Genomic DNA, 17588 nt, shown 5'->3' on the forward strand with positions numbered 1-17588 from the left:
TACGGCTTCAATTTTGAATTCTTCAGTGAAATTTTTGGCTGACATAAACACTCCTTCATTGAGCCTCCATTATGAGGTAAAAAAGTGTCTACGAAACCCGGGTCTATTCATTATGGCCTGCTCCCCGTTTATAGACATGCAGCTTTGTTAGTAACGCCCACATCAGATGTAAGAGTAACGGCTAACTTCCGCTTTTCGCTCATAGCGGACTATGGTCAAGGTTGTTGGCAATTGGGGGCCAATGATAAAAGCTTTTTGGCCTGCCTAAACCTTGCTTTGATATCCATATTGGTGTTGTACTGATATGGTTTTGTGCTTACTCGTGGTGTCTGATTTTTGTACGGATTTTTGTTTGTGGGTACAAGTGCGGGTACAAGCTCTTAGTGTTAAAAATAAATAATATTGATATCAGTAGGTTGCATGATATATGCGAGTCCGGCCTTCGCACCATTAGTATGAAAATCAAGTCACCGCAAGGTGGCTTTTTTTTTTGCCTAAAATCCAGTTCCCGCATAGCTTTCCCTCTCTTTTCAGTCAACCTGATTCAATCTACATCAAGTTACTGATGTGGGAACATTTGCGAGTAATCCCGCTTAGATAATGTTTGTCCCCACACAGAGCCCTTGAAAGGATACTCATCATGGCTTTGAGTGATGTGAAGGTTCGTACGGCTAAGCCTGAAGCAAAAGCCTATAAGCTGACTGACGGCGACGGCATGGTTTTGCTGGTTCACCCTAACGGCTCCAAATATTGGCGGCTTCGTTATCGCTTTGGCGGTAAAGAAAAGATGCTGGCGCTGGGCAAATACCCTGAAGTATCGCTGGCTGATGCCAGGGCGTGGCGGGATGAGGCGGGGATGAATAGCGCAAAAGGGTAGTAGCGAGGTAGGGTGATTTCTAAGGCCGCTTCTTTTGTCATTGTCAGTTTTTAGCTGTTTTCGAGTTAATTAAAAGAGCAAGAAAATTTAAATTTACCTTAAGTTTAATTTATTTCTGAAATTGGATGGCGTGATTTTTTGATGTTCCATACAGGCAGATATGAGAAAGGTTTCTAGCGAGGTTTTTTTAATCTTATTCTTGACTATTTTGCTATTTTTTAAATTTAGAATAATAGCTTTTAGATTGATTTATTCGTCTTGTAGGGATTTTCCTACAGCGTTATGAGAAAATTCATATATCAGATGTAGGATATTTCATTTATTATTATACGCCATTTCATTTTTATTGGTTTTGATCAAATAAGATATATCGCTATTAAATTAAAAACATTTAGCACTTAAGTATGACAATCTTTACTTTATGGATACGAAACACCATATTTAACTGTGTTTTGAAGGATAAATATCTATTTAATTTAATTAAAACGATCTTTTAATCGGAAAAATCACAATTTACTAGATAAAAAGATCGTGTATAGTTCGTTCGTGTTGTTCGGGGTGAAATTTAAGGAAAGTTGATAATTCAGAGTATTTAGAAAAATCTGTTAACTATGACATATAGTGTAGGCATAAAGAAAGTCATAAGATGGGTATCTTCTTAATTATCCTCTATTTGTCTGCCTATAAAAAAATATTATCGGTTTTGCTATTCTGTCTTTTTAGAAGGTTTGTACCTTTTAATAATTATTTTGTTTTCTTATTTAATTTTTAATGGCTATTCAATTGCGGTGTTTTCAGCTAAGAATTTGAATTTATCGCACAATCATATCTGTATAAAAATATTATCTAATCAAAGGTCTTTATTATGTCTAATTTCAAGAGAAGTGTATTGGCTACAGCATTTATTTCTTCTGCGTTTATTTCTCAGGCATTTGCTGCCGATGAAGGTAATGGGCGAGTCCATTTTACTGGTACAGTAATTAATGCTCCTTGTTCGATTGCGCCAAATTCTACCGATATTAATGTCGATTTGGGACAGGTATCAAATAAGGTGCTGGAAACTGGCAATAAACATTCCGAGAACGTTAGCTATAACATCGATTTGCAAGATTGCGATCTGAGTGAGCAAACGGCTGGTTCAGTAACTTATCCGGCAATGTCTAAAGTTAGCGTGACCTTCGGTGGGGTTTCCGATGCCTCTGCTGTGGCTTTGCTGGCTAACACCGGTAGCGCGACTGGCGCGGGTATCCGCCTGATCGATGCTAATGGCGCATTACTAAAAGTTGGCGATACCAGCGCTGATATCAATCTGATCTCCGGTATTAACCAAATTGCTTTTGCAGCTCGTGTTGAGGCAACTGGTACAGCAGTGAAGGCCGGTACTATTGTTTCTCAGGCTACCTACGCACTGAACTATAAATAATCTCTCTTTTTATCACGTCGATTTAAGGGGAGGAAACTCCCCTTTGTTCATTTGTGCCAAAAAAGAAACGCTCTAAATCGATATAAATAATTATTTATACGCCATAAGACAGTGATTTATTTATGCAGAGTAATTCTAAAAGAAAAGCAATGATCTTTCGAATGATGCCAATATTATCGTTGGCAGGCATAGGTTTATTCCTGCCTGAGTGTGCTACGGCGGTAGAATTTAATACCAATATTATTGACGCTCAAGACCGTAATAATATTGATCTTTCTCGATTTGAAATTAATGACTATACGCCACCAGGTGATTATCTTCTGGATATTATGGTCAATGGCAGGTTATTACCTGATTCATCTCTGATTACCTATTTGCCTATTGATGAAGGGAGGTCAAGTAAGGTTTGTTTAACGCCTGAATTGGTCAATTCTTTAGGTCTTGCTCCAGCAGTGCGTAATTCAATGGGGTTATGGGATAACGGTCGATGCGTTTCTATCGATGATAAACAAGAAATAACGGAAAGTTACGATAAAGAAAAACAGCATTTGATTATTTCTATTCCGCAAGCCTGGCTAGCGTACAGCGATCCAAATTGGGTTCCGCCATCGCAATGGGATGATGGCGTACCCGGCGCTTTGCTGGATTACAACCTGTTTGGGAACTATTACGCACCTAATTCAGGGAGGAGTACGACAAATATCAGCAGCTACGGTACCGCAGGCGCCAATATGGGGCCTTGGCGTATTAGGGCCGACTACCAATATATTAATAGTGACAATGAAGGTACGCATTACAGTAATTTTGACTGGTCGCAGGTTTATGCTTTTCGTGCTATTTCGTCGATAGGTGCCAAATTTGTCGGTGGGCAGACGTACCTCAGCTCCAGTATTTTTGATTCTTTTCGTTTTTTGGGGGCTTCCCTCGCGACTGATGAGCGGATGTTGCCACCTACGCTGCGTGGCTATGCGCCACAAGTTATGGGAATTGCCCGTACCAATGCGCGTGTCGTTTTGAGCCAGAATGGCAGAACCCTTTATCAGACTAACGTTGCTCCAGGCCCATTTGTTATTCAAGACATTAGTGAAACGGTGCAGGGAAATATTGATGTGAGAGTAGAAGAAGAGGATGGGCATACCACTTCTTTTCAGGTCAGCGCTGCTAGCGTGCCATTTTTAACTCGTAAGGGTTCAGTGCGTTATAAGACCGCTTTGGGGCGGCCAATGCATGGCAGCCATAATGCGCTGGGCGATCCGATTTTCTTTAACGGGGAATTTTCCTGGGGAGCCTTCGACGATATATCGCTATATGGTGGCCTGATTGCCACGTCGCAGGATTACACAGCGGTTGCGATGGGAATGGGGCAAAATTTGCATGAGTTTGGTGCTTTATCCGTTGATGCGACTCACTCACAAGCTCAATTACCTGAGCAGGAAAAACTGAGCGGGGAAAGCTATCGGATCAACTATTCCAAACGTTTTGATCAGACTAATAGCCAAATCACCTTTGCCGGATACCGTTTCTCCGAAAAAAACTTTATGAGCATGAATCAGTATTTGGATCGGCTGAGTGGCAATAACTATCTACAAAATGACAAACAGACTTATACCCTGACGGCCAACCAATATCTGACATGGCCGGATGTCACGATGTATTTATCCGCGACGCATAAAACCTACTGGAATGATGTTTCCAGTAATAACTATGGGATTTCGCTCAGCAAGCTTTTGGATATTGGTCCGTTTCAGGGCATTTCTGCGGCTGTTTCTGCCAATAGAGTGAAATACGAGAACGAAACTGAAAACCAGATTTTCTTCTCTTTTAGTTTGCCAATTGGCGCAGGGCAGAAAATTAGCTATGACGCGCAGCGAGATAAGACGAACGGCTACACGCAAAATATTTCTTACTTTAATAGCCTGGATGCCAAAAATATCTGGCGTGTCAGTGCTGGCGGCGGAAATCCCGAATTGCAGAAGGGTGATGGTGTATTTCGCGGCGGTTACCAGCACCGTTCGCCTTATGGAGAATTTGGTATTGATGGTAGCCATAAAAATAACCAATACAACTCGGTGAATGCCAATTGGTATGGCTCATTAACGGCGACTGCGCAAGGCGTAGCCGCGCATCAGAATCCGTCGGGTAATGAACCCAGACTGATGATTGATACCGGTAATATTTCTGGAGTGTCTTTCAATATTAACTCTACCGTAACTAACGGTTTTGGTTTGGCCGTTGCCAATGGAGTGACAAGCTACCAGCAATCGGATGTTCGGGTTGATATGCAAAGTTTGTCTGATGATATCGAAGTGTATAACACAGTGATTCAGAAAACCCTGACCGAAGGTGCGATTGGCTACCGAAAGATTCGGGTGGTGAGAGGTCAGCAACTGATGGCAGTCATTCGTTTATCCGACGGTAGTTATCCGCCATTGGGTTCTTCGGTAGTAGCAGATAAAACCGGCGCTGAAATCGGAATAGTTGGAGAGAACGGGCTGGCTTATCTGGCCGGATTGGAAGAAGCGGCACAGTTAACCGTGCAATGGGGGAAAAATCAGTGTCGTCTGACATTGCCAGAGAATAAGGGTATCAACTCCGGAAAAATTTTACTGCCTTGCCAGTAACCCAATGATTAATTGACCTTCAGATTGACCTGAATGGCTCAGGCAATTGGGCAATAGAGAGTACAGAACTGACAAAATTTAAAGTGAGTATTAATGATGAATTTAGAAAAAAAAATGAGACGTATGACGGCTAGTCAGTCTAAAAACATGTTGGTGGTGCTGGCGTTAATGCTGCTCGGCACTATGAATAGTCAGGCGGCAATAAATTTGGACCGGACACGGATTGTTTTCGATAGTAGCGATAAATCGGTCAGCATTATTCTTGAAAATAAGAGTAAAACTTCCCCTTATCTGGCTCAGTCCTGGCTGGAAGATGCGAAAGGGAAAAAGATTGAGCGTCCTCTCGTCGCCTTGCCGCCGATGCAACGTATTGATGCAGGTCAAAAAAGTCAGGTTCGTATTATGAAATTGCCTGATGCCAGCACGCTTGCTACGGATCGCGAAACGTTATTCTATTTTAACGTGCGTGAAGTTCCGCCAAAAAGTGAAATGGCTAACGTGGTTCAGATTGCTATTCAGAATCGGGTAAAACTCTTTTATAGACCAACGGCGATTAAAGCGGATTATAAAGAGTCCTGGCAGGACAAACTTCAGCTTACTAAACAACGTGAAAGTCTGAAAATCTATAACCCGACGCCTTATTACGTGACGCTGGGATATTTGAGTCAGGATAATCGAGGTAATTTCCCCGGTTTTGATAGTGTGATGATTGCGCCTTTCAATACTGAAATCGTGAAAACTCCGGGCTATAGCGGAGATCATTATAGCTTGGGATATATGGATGATTTTGGCGGCTTGGTGTTGCGCATATTTAATTGCTCATCGGTTGAGTGCCAGATCCAGCCTGCGGAAAAGAATAAATAATGTTTATTGCCGTTTCGTTAATGGCCAAGGATAAATAATGATTCCTTTTTTTCTAGCTAAATTGCGCCGCTTCTATGGCTCGCTGGTTCTTTTGAGCGCAACTTTGTTACTGGCTCCAACGGCATATGCCCTTGATTGTGTAGAAGCGGGCACCGGCATGGTTATAAAACCGGCAATTCCGATTGGTGCATTGGCAATTCCATCCAATGTCGCTGCAGGAACTAAGGTCTGGGAATCTAATGATATTACGGTGACGGCTTACTGCGATAATGTGCTGGGAAGTGTCCGGGATCAAGTATGGTTTTATTTTAACCCGTTGAATAACGCATTAGGTCAGGGTTTGCAGTTAGGCGTGAGTTATTTAGGTCAGGAGTTAGAAACTAACGGTAAGGGAATAAATACCAATACGGCACCTATCGTTAAAGGGCAGAGCGTAACCGTGACCGTGACCTTCAGACTTTATATTAAAGTGACAGGAAACCCGCCCTCCAGCGGCACTTATCCCGGGGCTAATACTTTTACGGTTTTCCAGTTGGATGGCTCCAATGGGCTTAACCTTACTCCAGCAGCGAAGAATCTAAGATATTCTCTATCTGGATTAAGTTCGACGCGCTTTATTGCCTGCGGTGCGGATTTAGTGGTTTATCCGGAATCACAGGTCGTTAGTTTTGGTTCGTTTAATAAATCGCTGTTATCAACGACGGGAAATGGGATTAGCGCGCCATTTGCAATTACTTCAGTGAAGCAAGGCTGTTTGTCCAACTTTTCTATTCAGGCACAGTTTTCAACTACCAATCCGTTAATTGGTGATAATGCCATCGATATGCAAAATGGTTCTAAATTGACCATTTATGATGATGCTAATCAAGCGGTAGTATTTAACCGTTATGCTGATTTTGCCGTGATGAATGATGTGAATCAGGTAACGAAAAATTATACCGCTAGCCTGAATGCCATTCCGGGGCAAGCCATAAAATTGGGGCAGTTTGATGCGACGGCAATAGTTAAGATTAACTATTACTAGGTTGAGACAGGCAAGTGAAGACTGAAAAGATGCAGCCAGACGAGGCTGCATTTATGGTGCACCCAGATTAATTGATCAGGAATGATTTACCTTGCTGGAGTACTAAATCACAGGCTTTAGTTTTAATTTTTTCAGTGAGTTGGGCAGTGCCCAGATTATTGAGATCCAGACTTTTACCTTCGCCGGTTTTCAGTAATCCCCCCAGGCCTTCCTGATAGTCCTGACTTTTGGCATTTTCCGTACTGGTAATGCCCAATTTACTCATCAGCTGATCTTTAATTGCCGAAGTGCCATTGGCCGATAAAACGTTATTTTGAACGCAGTATTGCAAAATACCTGCGGCATTCGTCATGGTACTCGCGCTGAGTGCTTTATCGCCGCCGTTAAGCAGCCCGGTAAGCGAAGATAATGATGAAGAGCTATCCCCCGATTTACTGTACTCGTCCGCTGCATTTTTTACCGAGTCGAATAAACTGTTGGCTTGAGCACTACCGGTTACCAGAGTGCTGGAAAAGGCCAAAGCCAGTAATAGACGATGGGTGTTATTCATAGAAACTCCTGTTTCACATTGTGGGCTATAGCCAAAAGCCTGAAGCACTGAAGCAGTTAGATAGACCGTTAGTCGTTAACTTCACGGGCAGCATAACGTAAAAATATAACTTAGGAGAGCGTGTGATTTTAGCTCTACTGCATATTTACAGATTTAGAATCCGCATATCAGGTTGTCCGAAAGCTGATAACTTATCGGGTTGGATAATAGAAACACACTGAGAATCATCGGAAATCTACCCCTGAGTGACACATTATGGGATGATCATGACAACAACATAATTTAGGGGACGTTATGGCTTCGCTGAAAGATGTGGCTAATTTGGCTTCGGTATCATTAATGACTGTTTCTCGGGCGATTAATAACCCGGAGCAATTGCGGCCTGAAACCTATCAGCGAGTGGCGCAGGCCATCGAAGCTCTTAATTATGTGCCTGATTTTTCTGCGCGGAAAATGCGAGGTAACACCACGAAAACCTCGACGTTAGGAGTTTTGGCTTTCGATACGGCCACGACGCCATTTTCCGTTGAAATGCTGCTTTCGATTGAGCTGACGGCGCGAGAGTGCGGCTGGAATAGTTTTCTGGTGAACCAAACTTCAGCGGAAGACAGTGAACGCGCTGTTAATCAACTGCTTTCCCAGCGTCCAGATGGCATTATTTTTACCACTATGGGGTTACGCAGTATCCAGATCCCAGCGCGCTTAATGGATAAAAAGTTAGTGCTTGCTAACTGCGTGAGCGACAATTCGGATGTGGCCAGCTATATTCCAGACGATTTTTGGGGACAATATCAGGCGATAAAACGACTGATTGAACGTGGGTATCGCCGCCCTTTGTGTTTTTATCTGCCTGAAAATACGCTCGCTGCTCAGGCTCGTCGCGCTGGCGCTGAAAAAGCGTGGCAGGATGCCGGTCTGCCTTTAAGTGATTTACGTCAGGAACACATGATTTGGGGGGATGAGCATTACCCGGATGTCGTTACACTGCTAAATGCACACTGTCCTAATGGAAAACTAGATTTTGATATTTTGGTTTGCGGCAATGATCGTATCGCTTTTCTCGCTTATCAGGTGCTATTAGCCAAAGGCATTAAAATCCCGCAGCAAGTTGGGGTGCTCGGTTATGACAATATGGTCGGTATCGGTGGGCTATTTTTACCTCCGCTGACTACGGTGCAATTGCCGCATAATGAAATCGGCCGTGCCGCTGCTTTGCATTTAATCCAAGGCAGAACGGACAGCGAAATTCATAAAATTCCGTGTCCTCTGCTAGAAAGATCCTCTCTCTGACTTTCCAATTAAACCGACTGCGGTATTCATCCGCAGCCGTTTAATCCTAAATTTTTCAACCTGTTTTTAGCGTCCAGTATTGCCCACTCGCCAGCAAGGCCTGGCCATTATCTGCAAAAAGTGAAAGCTGGCGCAGGCCTTCACTTGGATAAATTCGACTGGTCAGGCTAGCTTCGCCATTATTTACAAACACCTCTATTGATGATTTATCGATAAATATTCTAAATGATAAGGTGTCGCCAGCGGGGATTTCGACGCTGCGATAGCCGGAAAGACGGTGCTGCGGATAATGGCGATTGAGGATCAACCGTTGAGCCTGGTTGTCGATAAAGACAGATACGCCTTCATCTGCGCCCTCAATTCCCCCCAAACGTAGGCCGAAGCGTTCGGCGTTGCTATCGTTGAGATTCCATTGCAACTGGATTTCCAGCGCGCTGGCCTCGTCGACTATTTGTCGGGTAGCGTTTTCCAATGGCAACTTTTCTAACTCTACGTGCTGGCGACGCAGCGTTTCCAGCTCAGATATGGGCTGCATCCATAACTTCCCATTATCCTTAATACTTAATTCTCGCGGTAAAGTCAGGCAACCGGCCCAATATTCCGCTTTAGAAGGCATATTGGATTCCCACATATCCATCCATCCAATAACAATTCGGCGACCATCTTTTGCTGTGAATGATTGCGGTGCATAAAAATCATGTCCCAGATCCAGCTCGACAAAAGGTTGGGCACGATGAAAGACCGTGCCGGGTCGCCAGGAACCGCGTAAATAACCGCTCTGGAACCGATTCCGGAAACGGTAGCCTTCGGCTTTTATACCTTGCGGGGAAAACATTAAAACCTGCTCCCCTCCCAGAGTGAAGAAGTCCGGGCACTCCCACATATAGCCCTCGCCGGTATCCGCTTTGGCTAGAACCTGTTGAAAAGTCCATTGGTGCAGCGTTTCGCCGCGGTATAGCAACACATGTCCGCAATCGACATGATCTCGCGCACCAATCACCATCCACCAAACGCCGTCTTGTTTCCATACCTTGGGATCGCGAAAATGCATGATGCCGTTCGGTGGAGTCAGGATAACGCCCTGTTTTTCAAAATTGATTCCATCTTGACTGGTTGCTAGACATTGCACTTCGCGAATAGCGCCATCATCTCCCGGTTGATTGAGCCAAACGTGACCGGTATAAATCAGGGTCAGCGTGCCATTATCATCTACCGCGCAGCCGCTGAAACAGCCGTCTTTATCCCACTCATCGCCCGGCGACAGTGCGATCGGCTGGTGTTGCCAATTCACCATATCGGTGCTGGTGGCGTGCCCCCAGTGCATGGGCCCCCAGTTTTCGTCATAGGGATGATGCTGGTAAAAGGCGTGATAAAGGCCGTTATGATAAATCAGTCCGTTGGGATCATTCATCCAACCCGCCGGAGGAGCCAGATGATAATTGGGGTAAAAAGCGTCCCCGACCTGAGGAATTAATTGTTGCAGCGCATGGTTAGCGCGATCCAGTTGCGTTTTCATAATCATTCACTTGGTTGATAAGTTAAGAGATAAGTGCTGGTTTCGGGGATCAGCGCGTAGCAGGAAGCAGGAAAGCAGAGTCAGGCCCAGCACCATGCCGCCCATGATCATGTAAGTTGCAGCGAAGCCGCGTAGGTCATAGCTATGTCCCGCCAATGGCGACAACACGCTGGCGCAAACCTGAGTGACAAATTGGAAACCCACCAGATATAAAGTGGCGGAGAGGCGTGGATCGAACTGGCTGGTGATGTATTTGAACATGGCGATCAATAGGATCGGCAGTTCAACGGCGTGTAGCAGTTTCATTAGGGAAATGGTGACGGCATCATCAGCTAATCCTGAACCGATAATTCGCAGCGACATGATCATACCGCTTAGTAGCAGAGCTTGTTTGGCACCAATGCGATTAACCAAGAAGGGAGCCAAAAACATGCCGCCTGCTTCCAGGAATACCTGTAGTGAATTCAGAAAACCGTACATTTCATTGCCATGGCGCGGATCTGAAAATAGAGAAGAGAAATAGACCGGGAATTGTTGGTCATAAACGTTATAAATACTGACGCCCATAACAAATACGACCAAAGCCCAAAAACGTGGCGTTTTAAGCAGGCCTAGAGCATCTGATAGGGTTAATGCGCTAGATTTGCCATATTCCAACTGATTGAGGGCATCGGTTTTAACTTCCCGAAGACAGAGTAATAACAGCAGAAAGACCACTGCCGATGAGGATGCCATCCAAAAATTGATATTAGGATTAATGTTAAACAGCATTCCGGCAAAGAAAGTGGCGCAGGCCCAGCCTAAAGATCCCCACATGCGTGCTTTGCCAAATTCAAAGCCGACAATACGGCTAACGCGTTCGGTATAGGATTCCAGTGCGCCGATGCCCGCGAAGAAAGTGGCTCCTATATATAATCCGCCCACAATTGCGCCAGCCAGCATGTTAAGTCGCAATAACGGAGCATAGATAAAGATGAAGAAGGGGCCGCTGAGCAGCAATAAGCCGCCAATTGCCCACAACAGATTTTTCCGTAGCCCTAATTTATCCTGAATAAAGCCGTATAGCGGTTGGGCGCATAACGCAGTGAGCGCGATGGCTGAAAATGTAGTGCCCGTTTCTGCGCCTTTTAAACCGACACTTTGATTTAACCATATGGAAAATAAAGAGAATGCCGAAGACCAGGTGAAGAAAAAAGTAAACAGCAGTCCGCTCAAAATCAGATATTGGTTACGAATGTTGCCTTTCATAGCAGTACCCTGATGGCTTTGTATGGCGCTATTGTTAACGTTAACTTTTCATCATGAGAAGCTAGCGTCTTCTTTATTTGCGATGTTAATCACAAATGTTAACGTTAACATTAATGGGTTGTGAGCTGGATACCATAAATTAATTGGTGGACAAGAAAGCAGAGGAATACAGGAAAAAGAGATGTTGATTTGTTTTGGCGATGGTTATTAGTATATTGATATGCAAAAACGATTGCCATAGGGTAAATGGCTGATATAGCATAATTGCCCTTATCTTTTGTTGCCTAAAATGGCGCATCCCATGATGAATACGTCAAATAAGACACAATCCCTCGATGGGCAACGTTCAGCCTCATTATCTTCGTCAACACTTCCCGATGCTGTCCGGAATAAAGAAAGTGTTCAACGTATCCTGGTTATCAAACTGCGGCATTTTGGTGATGTTCTTTTAACCACCCCGTTGTTAAATACGCTGCGAGAAAACTATCCGAATGCGTTGATAGATGTGCTGCTTTATGGTGGAACAGAAGCGATGCTGGCGGCAAATAGCACCGTTAATCATGCTTATATCGTCGATCGAGATTTAAAGCATGCTGGTCTCAAGGCACAAATTTGTGGCGAAAAAGCGTTGTTTAGCGATCTGAAAAAACAGCGATATGATCTGATCCTCAATTTATCCGATCAATGGCGCGCCGGCGTTTATTGCCGTTTATTACAGCCTAAATTCAGTATCGGTATTCGTTTTCCTAAACGGGATAACGGGCTGTGGCGCTACTGTCATTCCCGACTGGTGGATATTCCGCGGGCAGAAGAACAGCATACGGTATTAAATAATCTGGCGATTCTTGAGCCGCTTGGGATTGAGAATATCAGTACTCAAGTCACGATGGCATTCAGTCAGGCTAATATCGATCGGGTCGTTGAGATCCGCCAACAGAATCAACTTGATAGCTATGTGCTGATTCAACCTTCTGCCCGTTGGCGATTCAAGACATGGTCTGCCAGTCATTTCAGCCAATTGATCGATTCACTGACTCAGCAAGGTCAGAAGATCTTGCTGACCGGGGGACGCGACTCCGCCGAGTTGGATTATATTGCCGAAATTATTGGCGGCTGCGCGCAGCCTGAGAAGATTATTAATCTGGCGGGGACGTTGGATTTACCTGAATTAGCTGTATTAATTGATCAGGCAAAACTATTTATTGGGGTAGATTCGGTAGCGATGCATATGGCCGCAGCTCTGCAAACGCCAGCCGTGGTGCTGTTTGGCCCAAGTAATCTGCAACAGTGGTATCCTTGGCAGGCGCCACATACATTGATATGGGCAGGGAACTATCGGACGCTTCCTCAGCCAAATGAAATTGATACAGATACAACCGAGCGTTATCTGGACGCTATTCCGGTGAATGAAGTGAAAATTGCGGTTGATGCCTGGCTTAACGGCTCAGATCATTAATCCATGGCCATTCATTCTCCCCTTAACCCGTCTGAATTGAGAGTACCATGACGACAACATTAAGCTCTCCGGAGGTTCGCTCCCCGGAAATATCTTTGGCCAATCGCTTAAGCGGTTTACTGGCCGGCTTTGCTGCTTTTCTGCTAGGGGTAGCTCTGCCGACTGCCACTTCTTTCGTGAATATTGCGTTGGTTCTGATTATTATTTGTTTGATTATTCAGCGCGACAGGCTGCAATTCAAAGTGTTGGCAACCAACCCAATTGTTTATTTACCCGCGGTGATGTTCTTGCTGCTGGCGGCGTCATTATTATTCCATCATAACGATTACGGTTCTGAGATGGTGGGTAAAATGAAGAAGCTGCTGTATGTACTACCGCTGGCTTTATTTTTCCTGCATCAGAATCGTTTGATTAAGCTATTTGGTGCCGGTTTCCTGCTGGCAAACGCGGTTATATTGGCAGGTTCACTATTGGTTGGCGTATTGCACGTACCGCTAGGCATGATCGACCCGGCGAATCCGACGATATTTAAACTGCAAATTACCCAAAACTTCTTTATGGCATTAGCGGCGGTATTGTGGCTGATGCTGGCGTTTAAAAGCAGCGGTTGGAAGCGTTTGGGATATGGCGTTCTGGTTGCAGGTGCTTGCTATAGCGTGCTGTTTTTAGTACTGGGTCGTACCGGTTATGTGGCTCTGGTCGTAGGGTTAGGATCTTGGCTATTTTTCTCATTGGGAAACCGCCAACGTCTTGGTCTGGTGGCTTTAGGCATTATTGCATTTGCTATTATCGCGCTGGTTCCTAACCGGGCAACTGATCGTATTATGCTGGGCGTTAATGAAATTAAAGCCTGCATGGCATCAACTTCCGGCGATGAATATCAGGCTTGTAACTCTTCTATGGGGCAGCGTTCCGCCTTTGCTATGGAGGCTGCACGACTGATTAAGCAGGCACCTATTATGGGCAACGGTGCGGGCGGTTTCTTCTATTCGAATCCGGAAACTGGCTATAAGATCAATAACCCGCATAACCAATATCTGCTGGAAACTATTCAGTCTGGTATTTTGGGCGTGGTGATATTTTTGGCCTGGGTAGTGTGCTGTTTCCGTGCAGCCTGGCAGCAGGAGCCGAAGTTACGCAATCTGCTGCTGGCATTACTCTGTAGCTATATGGCCTGTAATTTCTTTAACTCCTTCCTGCTAGATTATTCAGAAGGCCATCTGTTCATGATACTGGCTGCGATACTGGCGGGATATTCGGTATCAGCGAAGCAAAAAAGGCCTCAGACGCTATAAGTTAGCCCTGGCTGATCGACGATAAAACGGCTCCTTATTGGAGCCGTTTTGCGTTGTCGCTCTCCTAACCTATGGCTGGCTTCTGGCAACCTGCAAACTTGTCTGAGAGGGACTCAATCTGTTTTGTCGTGGATTCTGGCGGTCAAAATAGTCAGATATGCACTTTATCTGATTAGCTCGTAACTGCAAGCCAGGGGTAACTGAGCGCCCGTTTTTAGCCGTAATAAACCCAATTATATATTTCCCATTCAAATCATAAATCTCAGAATCTAGAAACCATTTTATTCTCATTCTACTCAGCCACGTTAAATAACCCGGAGCAGCGTTTTTTTTCTTATTGGGTAAATAATCGCCATTATGGGTACAGCACCGGATTAACTACTCTGTTAATAAGGCTGCTCTTAGCAGGCATAGCGCACAGGTTTAATTCAGGCGTGGGCAGTATCTGGAATGGCATACTAGAACGAGTGCCGAAGTGGCGCTGTAGCTGGATCTGAGAGGTTTGATGCGGTGAGTTTGTAGATGCAGGTTTGCATTTATAGTGCAGAATTTTGGTGAGTAGAATAATAACTTGGTAGTATGAAATTTGTACTGTAAATAAGACTGTTTGATGACATATCTGAAGCTAACGGAATTACATTATATTCTGTCTCCGCTGTCTGTATATGGATTATTTTCTCAGAAAAAATAGAGGTTTGATCAGCTTAAAGTGTAATAGTTGAGTAGCTTTAGGAAAATATAGATAATTCATTAAATAATGCTAATAATTTATACAAAATAAACAGTAAAAAAATTAACAAGCCATCACGATCTCTGTATTATCGGTTTTTTATTTGATTTTTTGTGAATAAAAAATAGGTGAAAAATAATTTAATTTACTTTTTTCTATCAAGATGGCGATATTTAAATGAATGAATCATGACTAAGCATTGGTGATGGATATATTGATAAATAATAATTAGTTTGTTTTCTGTACAGCCGAGTGAAAATGAATTTGTGGAAAATAAATACTCATTTTTTAGTTTATATATTTTAATTAGACGTTTGCGGTGGGTTTTTATGCTGCTTGATTTGCTTTTGACCGACTCCAATGTTGTGAGAATCTAATGCATAGAAAATGAGTATTTATTATTTATAAGTGGATAAATGTAACTTAAAGCACTTAACATGATAATAACATGTGTTATTGGTGTGCGGTTTTTTTCGAATTAACAGTCACTATTTGTTATAGGAATAATCCCATTATTGTCTGACTCTATTCATTTGCTCTTGGCAACAGAATGCTTATGAATATAGGAGTTTTAAGCAGGATGTTTTTATTTTTAAACACTCATAATAAGATTGAGTCTGTAGTGTGGTTATCACTACATTTTTAACGTTAAAACCTTAGGGATAGCAAGGATTAACAAAAATTTATTTTCCATGGTTTGTTTTTTATTAATTTATTGATTTTATTGTATTTTTATCATTTTTGTTTACCAATCCAACTATTAATCATAGGTGGTGCAATACCTAATATCAAGGCGGGGTTTATTTGTTTTGAATTGGCAGAGTTATCTGATTCTTTGTCATTAAAATTTAATGCGCGGTGATTATAAGGAAATCAAAACACTGTGGTGAAATTGGCTAATAAATTTAATGTGATGCGTAATTCGTTGATTGATAATAATCATAAATCATGATGTGGATCACTTTTGGCCATTTGTAATATGTGTGATAATTTTTTCAATGATTTACATTTTGAAAAATCCAGCCTACTTTCGGGATATTACGCAATAGTTTTAAATCTGACTATGATAAAGATGTATTTCTATTCCTGAGCTGGTTCAGGTTGATTCTGCTGATCGCCTAAACAGAATCTACATTTATTAACCTATCCAACGTCATTGAGAGAATCATGGCAAACTCATCAGCGAATAAACTATCGTTACCCGCACTGACTTCTCTTGTAGTTGGTTCGATGATTGGCGCGGGTATTTTCTCCCTGCCAGCGACATTCGGACGAGCAACGGGGGGATTCGGCGCCATTATTGCCTGGTGTATCGCCGGTGGCGGTATGTTAATGCTGGCTTTCGTTTTTCAAACGTTAGCGCAGCGCAAACCTAATCTGGATTCCGGCGTATTCATTTACGCTAAAGAAGGTTTTGGAGATTATCTAGGATTCGCCTCAGCCCTGGGTTTTTGGGCCGGTACCTGTATTGGTAATGTCTCTTATTTTGTGTTGATCAAATCTACCCTAGGCGCGTTTTTCCCAATATTCGGTGACGGTAATACTATTCCGGCGGTATTAGTCGCCTCGGTGATCTTATGGGGCTTCCATATTCTGGTATTACGCGGAGTTAAAGAAGCCGCAGCGATAAATACCATTGCCACCTTCGCGAAAATTATCCCGATCTTTATCTTTGTTATCGTTCTGATTTTTGCCTTTAAAGGCGATGTCTTTGCGCTGAACTTCTGGGGAACGCCGGATGTCGTCAAAGGGGCTGATTTATCTCATCTTAATGATTATGGCTACGTTGGCCACGCGGCGGCGGCAATGAGCACCGTGGTAGCCGAGCCTGAATCACTATTCTCGCAGGTGCGCAGTACCATGCTGGTCACGGTATTTGTGTTCCTGGGCATTGAGGGTGCCAGCGTTTATTCACGTTACGCTAAAGAACGCAGTCACGTTGGTATTGCGACGGTTTTAGGCTTTATTGGCGTGCTGTGTCTGCTGGTATTAATCACCATGCTGTCTTACGGCGTCATGCTGCGACCTGATTTAGCCGCTCTGCGTCAACCCTCCATGGCCGGTGTATTAGAAGCCATAGTAGGACGCTGGGGCGCAATATTTATCAGCGTCGGACTGATTATTTCCGTGCTCGGTGCTTATTTATCCTGGTCATTGCTGGCGGCCGAAGTGCTTTTTTCTGCGGCCAAAAGTAACAGTATGCCAAGAATATTTGCGACGGAAAATAGTAATGCAGTACCCTCCGCTGCGGTGTGGCTGACCAATATTTTTGTGCAAATATTCTTAGTTCTGACGCTATTTACCGATTATGCCTTCCAACTGGCACTGGAGTTAACCAGTTCTCTAACGTTGATTCCTTATCTGCTCGTGGGTGCTTACGGTCTGAAATTAGCCTGGACCGGCGAAACCTACGAAACCAATGCTAAAGGCCATCGAAAAGATCTGATTTTTGCATTGATCGCCACCTTCTACGCGGCGCTGATGTTGTACGCCGGTGGCATGAAATATCTGCTGTTGTCCGCCATTATTTACGGTCCAGGTACCATCCTGTTCATTATGGCGAAACGCGAGCAGCATCAGAAAGTCTTTAATGGCGCTGAAAAAATCTTGTTTGCCATCGTGATTATCGCAGCGGCGGTCGCGCTGTATAGCATTTTCACCGGAATCATCACCATATAATTTACTGGAGCTATT

12 protein-coding genes are annotated in these 17588 nt (G+C 43.8%); 9 read left to right on the top strand and 3 right to left on the bottom strand.

All coding sequences use genetic code 11. The features are described from left to right. Nucleotides 1-640: 640 nt before the first annotated feature. The 5 genes from DBA33_RS00005 to DBA33_RS00025 all read left to right on the top strand — a co-directional run bounded on the left by DBA33_RS00005 (nt 641) and on the right by DBA33_RS00025 (nt 6809). Nucleotides 641-877: an Arm DNA-binding domain-containing protein gene (locus DBA33_RS00005; RefSeq protein WP_276148111.1), complete on the top strand. Its 237-nt coding sequence runs from the start codon at nt 641-643 to the stop codon at nt 875-877. Nucleotides 878-1742: 865 nt separating this feature from the next. After that, nucleotides 1743-2300, top strand: a complete 558-nt coding sequence (locus tag DBA33_RS00010) for a fimbrial protein (RefSeq protein WP_064516220.1) — start codon at nt 1743-1745, stop codon at nt 2298-2300. Nucleotides 2301-2461: 161 nt separating this feature from the next. Next, on the top strand, nt 2462-4921 hold the full coding sequence (locus DBA33_RS00015) for a fimbria/pilus outer membrane usher protein (protein WP_240442674.1): 2460 nt from the start codon (nt 2462-2464) through the stop codon (nt 4919-4921). A 147-nt stretch (nt 4922-5068) separates the two neighbouring features. Continuing rightward, nucleotides 5069-5785, top strand: a complete 717-nt coding sequence (locus DBA33_RS00020; protein ID WP_235601038.1) for a molecular chaperone — start codon at nt 5069-5071, stop codon at nt 5783-5785. A gap of 37 nt (nt 5786-5822) precedes the next feature. After that, nucleotides 5823-6809, top strand: a complete 987-nt coding sequence (locus DBA33_RS00025; RefSeq protein ID WP_120805163.1) for a fimbrial protein — start codon at nt 5823-5825, stop codon at nt 6807-6809. Nucleotides 6810-6876: 67 nt separating this feature from the next. Here DBA33_RS00025 and DBA33_RS00030 read toward each other — a convergent pair whose 3' ends face one another. Next, entirely contained in the window at nt 6877-7359 is a 483-nt protein-coding gene (locus tag DBA33_RS00030; RefSeq protein WP_064516227.1) for a DUF2501 domain-containing protein, read from the bottom strand. A gap of 294 nt (nt 7360-7653) precedes the next feature. Between DBA33_RS00030 and DBA33_RS00035 the strand changes: the two genes are divergently transcribed. Continuing rightward, on the top strand, nt 7654-8649 hold the full coding sequence (locus DBA33_RS00035) for a LacI family DNA-binding transcriptional regulator (protein WP_064516229.1): 996 nt from the start codon (nt 7654-7656) through the stop codon (nt 8647-8649). Nucleotides 8650-8704: 55 nt separating this feature from the next. Here the strand turns inward: DBA33_RS00035 and DBA33_RS00040 are convergent, their stop codons facing one another. Then, a complete protein-coding gene (locus DBA33_RS00040; RefSeq protein ID WP_205582766.1) occupies nt 8705-10168 on the bottom strand; it encodes a glycoside hydrolase family 32 protein in 1464 nt (487 codons plus the stop codon). Nucleotides 10169-10171: 3 nt separating this feature from the next. Then, the gene (locus DBA33_RS00045; protein ID WP_064516231.1) at nt 10172-11413 is read right to left on the bottom strand and encodes an MFS transporter; all 1242 of its coding nucleotides are present in this window, start codon (nt 11411-11413) and stop codon (nt 10172-10174) included. A gap of 301 nt (nt 11414-11714) precedes the next feature. On the opposite strand from DBA33_RS00045, the gene rfaQ reads away from it, so the two are divergent. The 3 genes from rfaQ to DBA33_RS00060 all read left to right on the top strand — a co-directional run bounded on the left by rfaQ (nt 11715) and on the right by DBA33_RS00060 (nt 17573). Further along, nucleotides 11715-12869 (top strand): putative lipopolysaccharide heptosyltransferase III, encoded by a 1155-nt coding sequence (rfaQ, locus tag DBA33_RS00050; protein ID WP_064516234.1) that lies wholly within the window; start codon nt 11715-11717, stop codon nt 12867-12869. A gap of 47 nt (nt 12870-12916) precedes the next feature. Then, a complete protein-coding gene (locus tag DBA33_RS00055) occupies nt 12917-14164 on the top strand; it encodes an O-antigen ligase family protein (protein ID WP_064516236.1) in 1248 nt (415 codons plus the stop codon). A 1897-nt stretch (nt 14165-16061) separates the two neighbouring features. Next, nucleotides 16062-17573, top strand: coding sequence for a basic amino acid/polyamine antiporter (locus DBA33_RS00060; RefSeq protein ID WP_064516238.1), 1512 nt, complete (start codon nt 16062-16064; stop codon nt 17571-17573). The last annotated feature ends 15 nt before the right edge of the window (nt 17574-17588 follow it).

It is taken from the genome of Yersinia sp. IP36721 (assembly GCF_003634395.1).
Lineage (GTDB): Bacteria > Pseudomonadota > Gammaproteobacteria > Enterobacterales > Enterobacteriaceae > Yersinia > Yersinia entomophaga.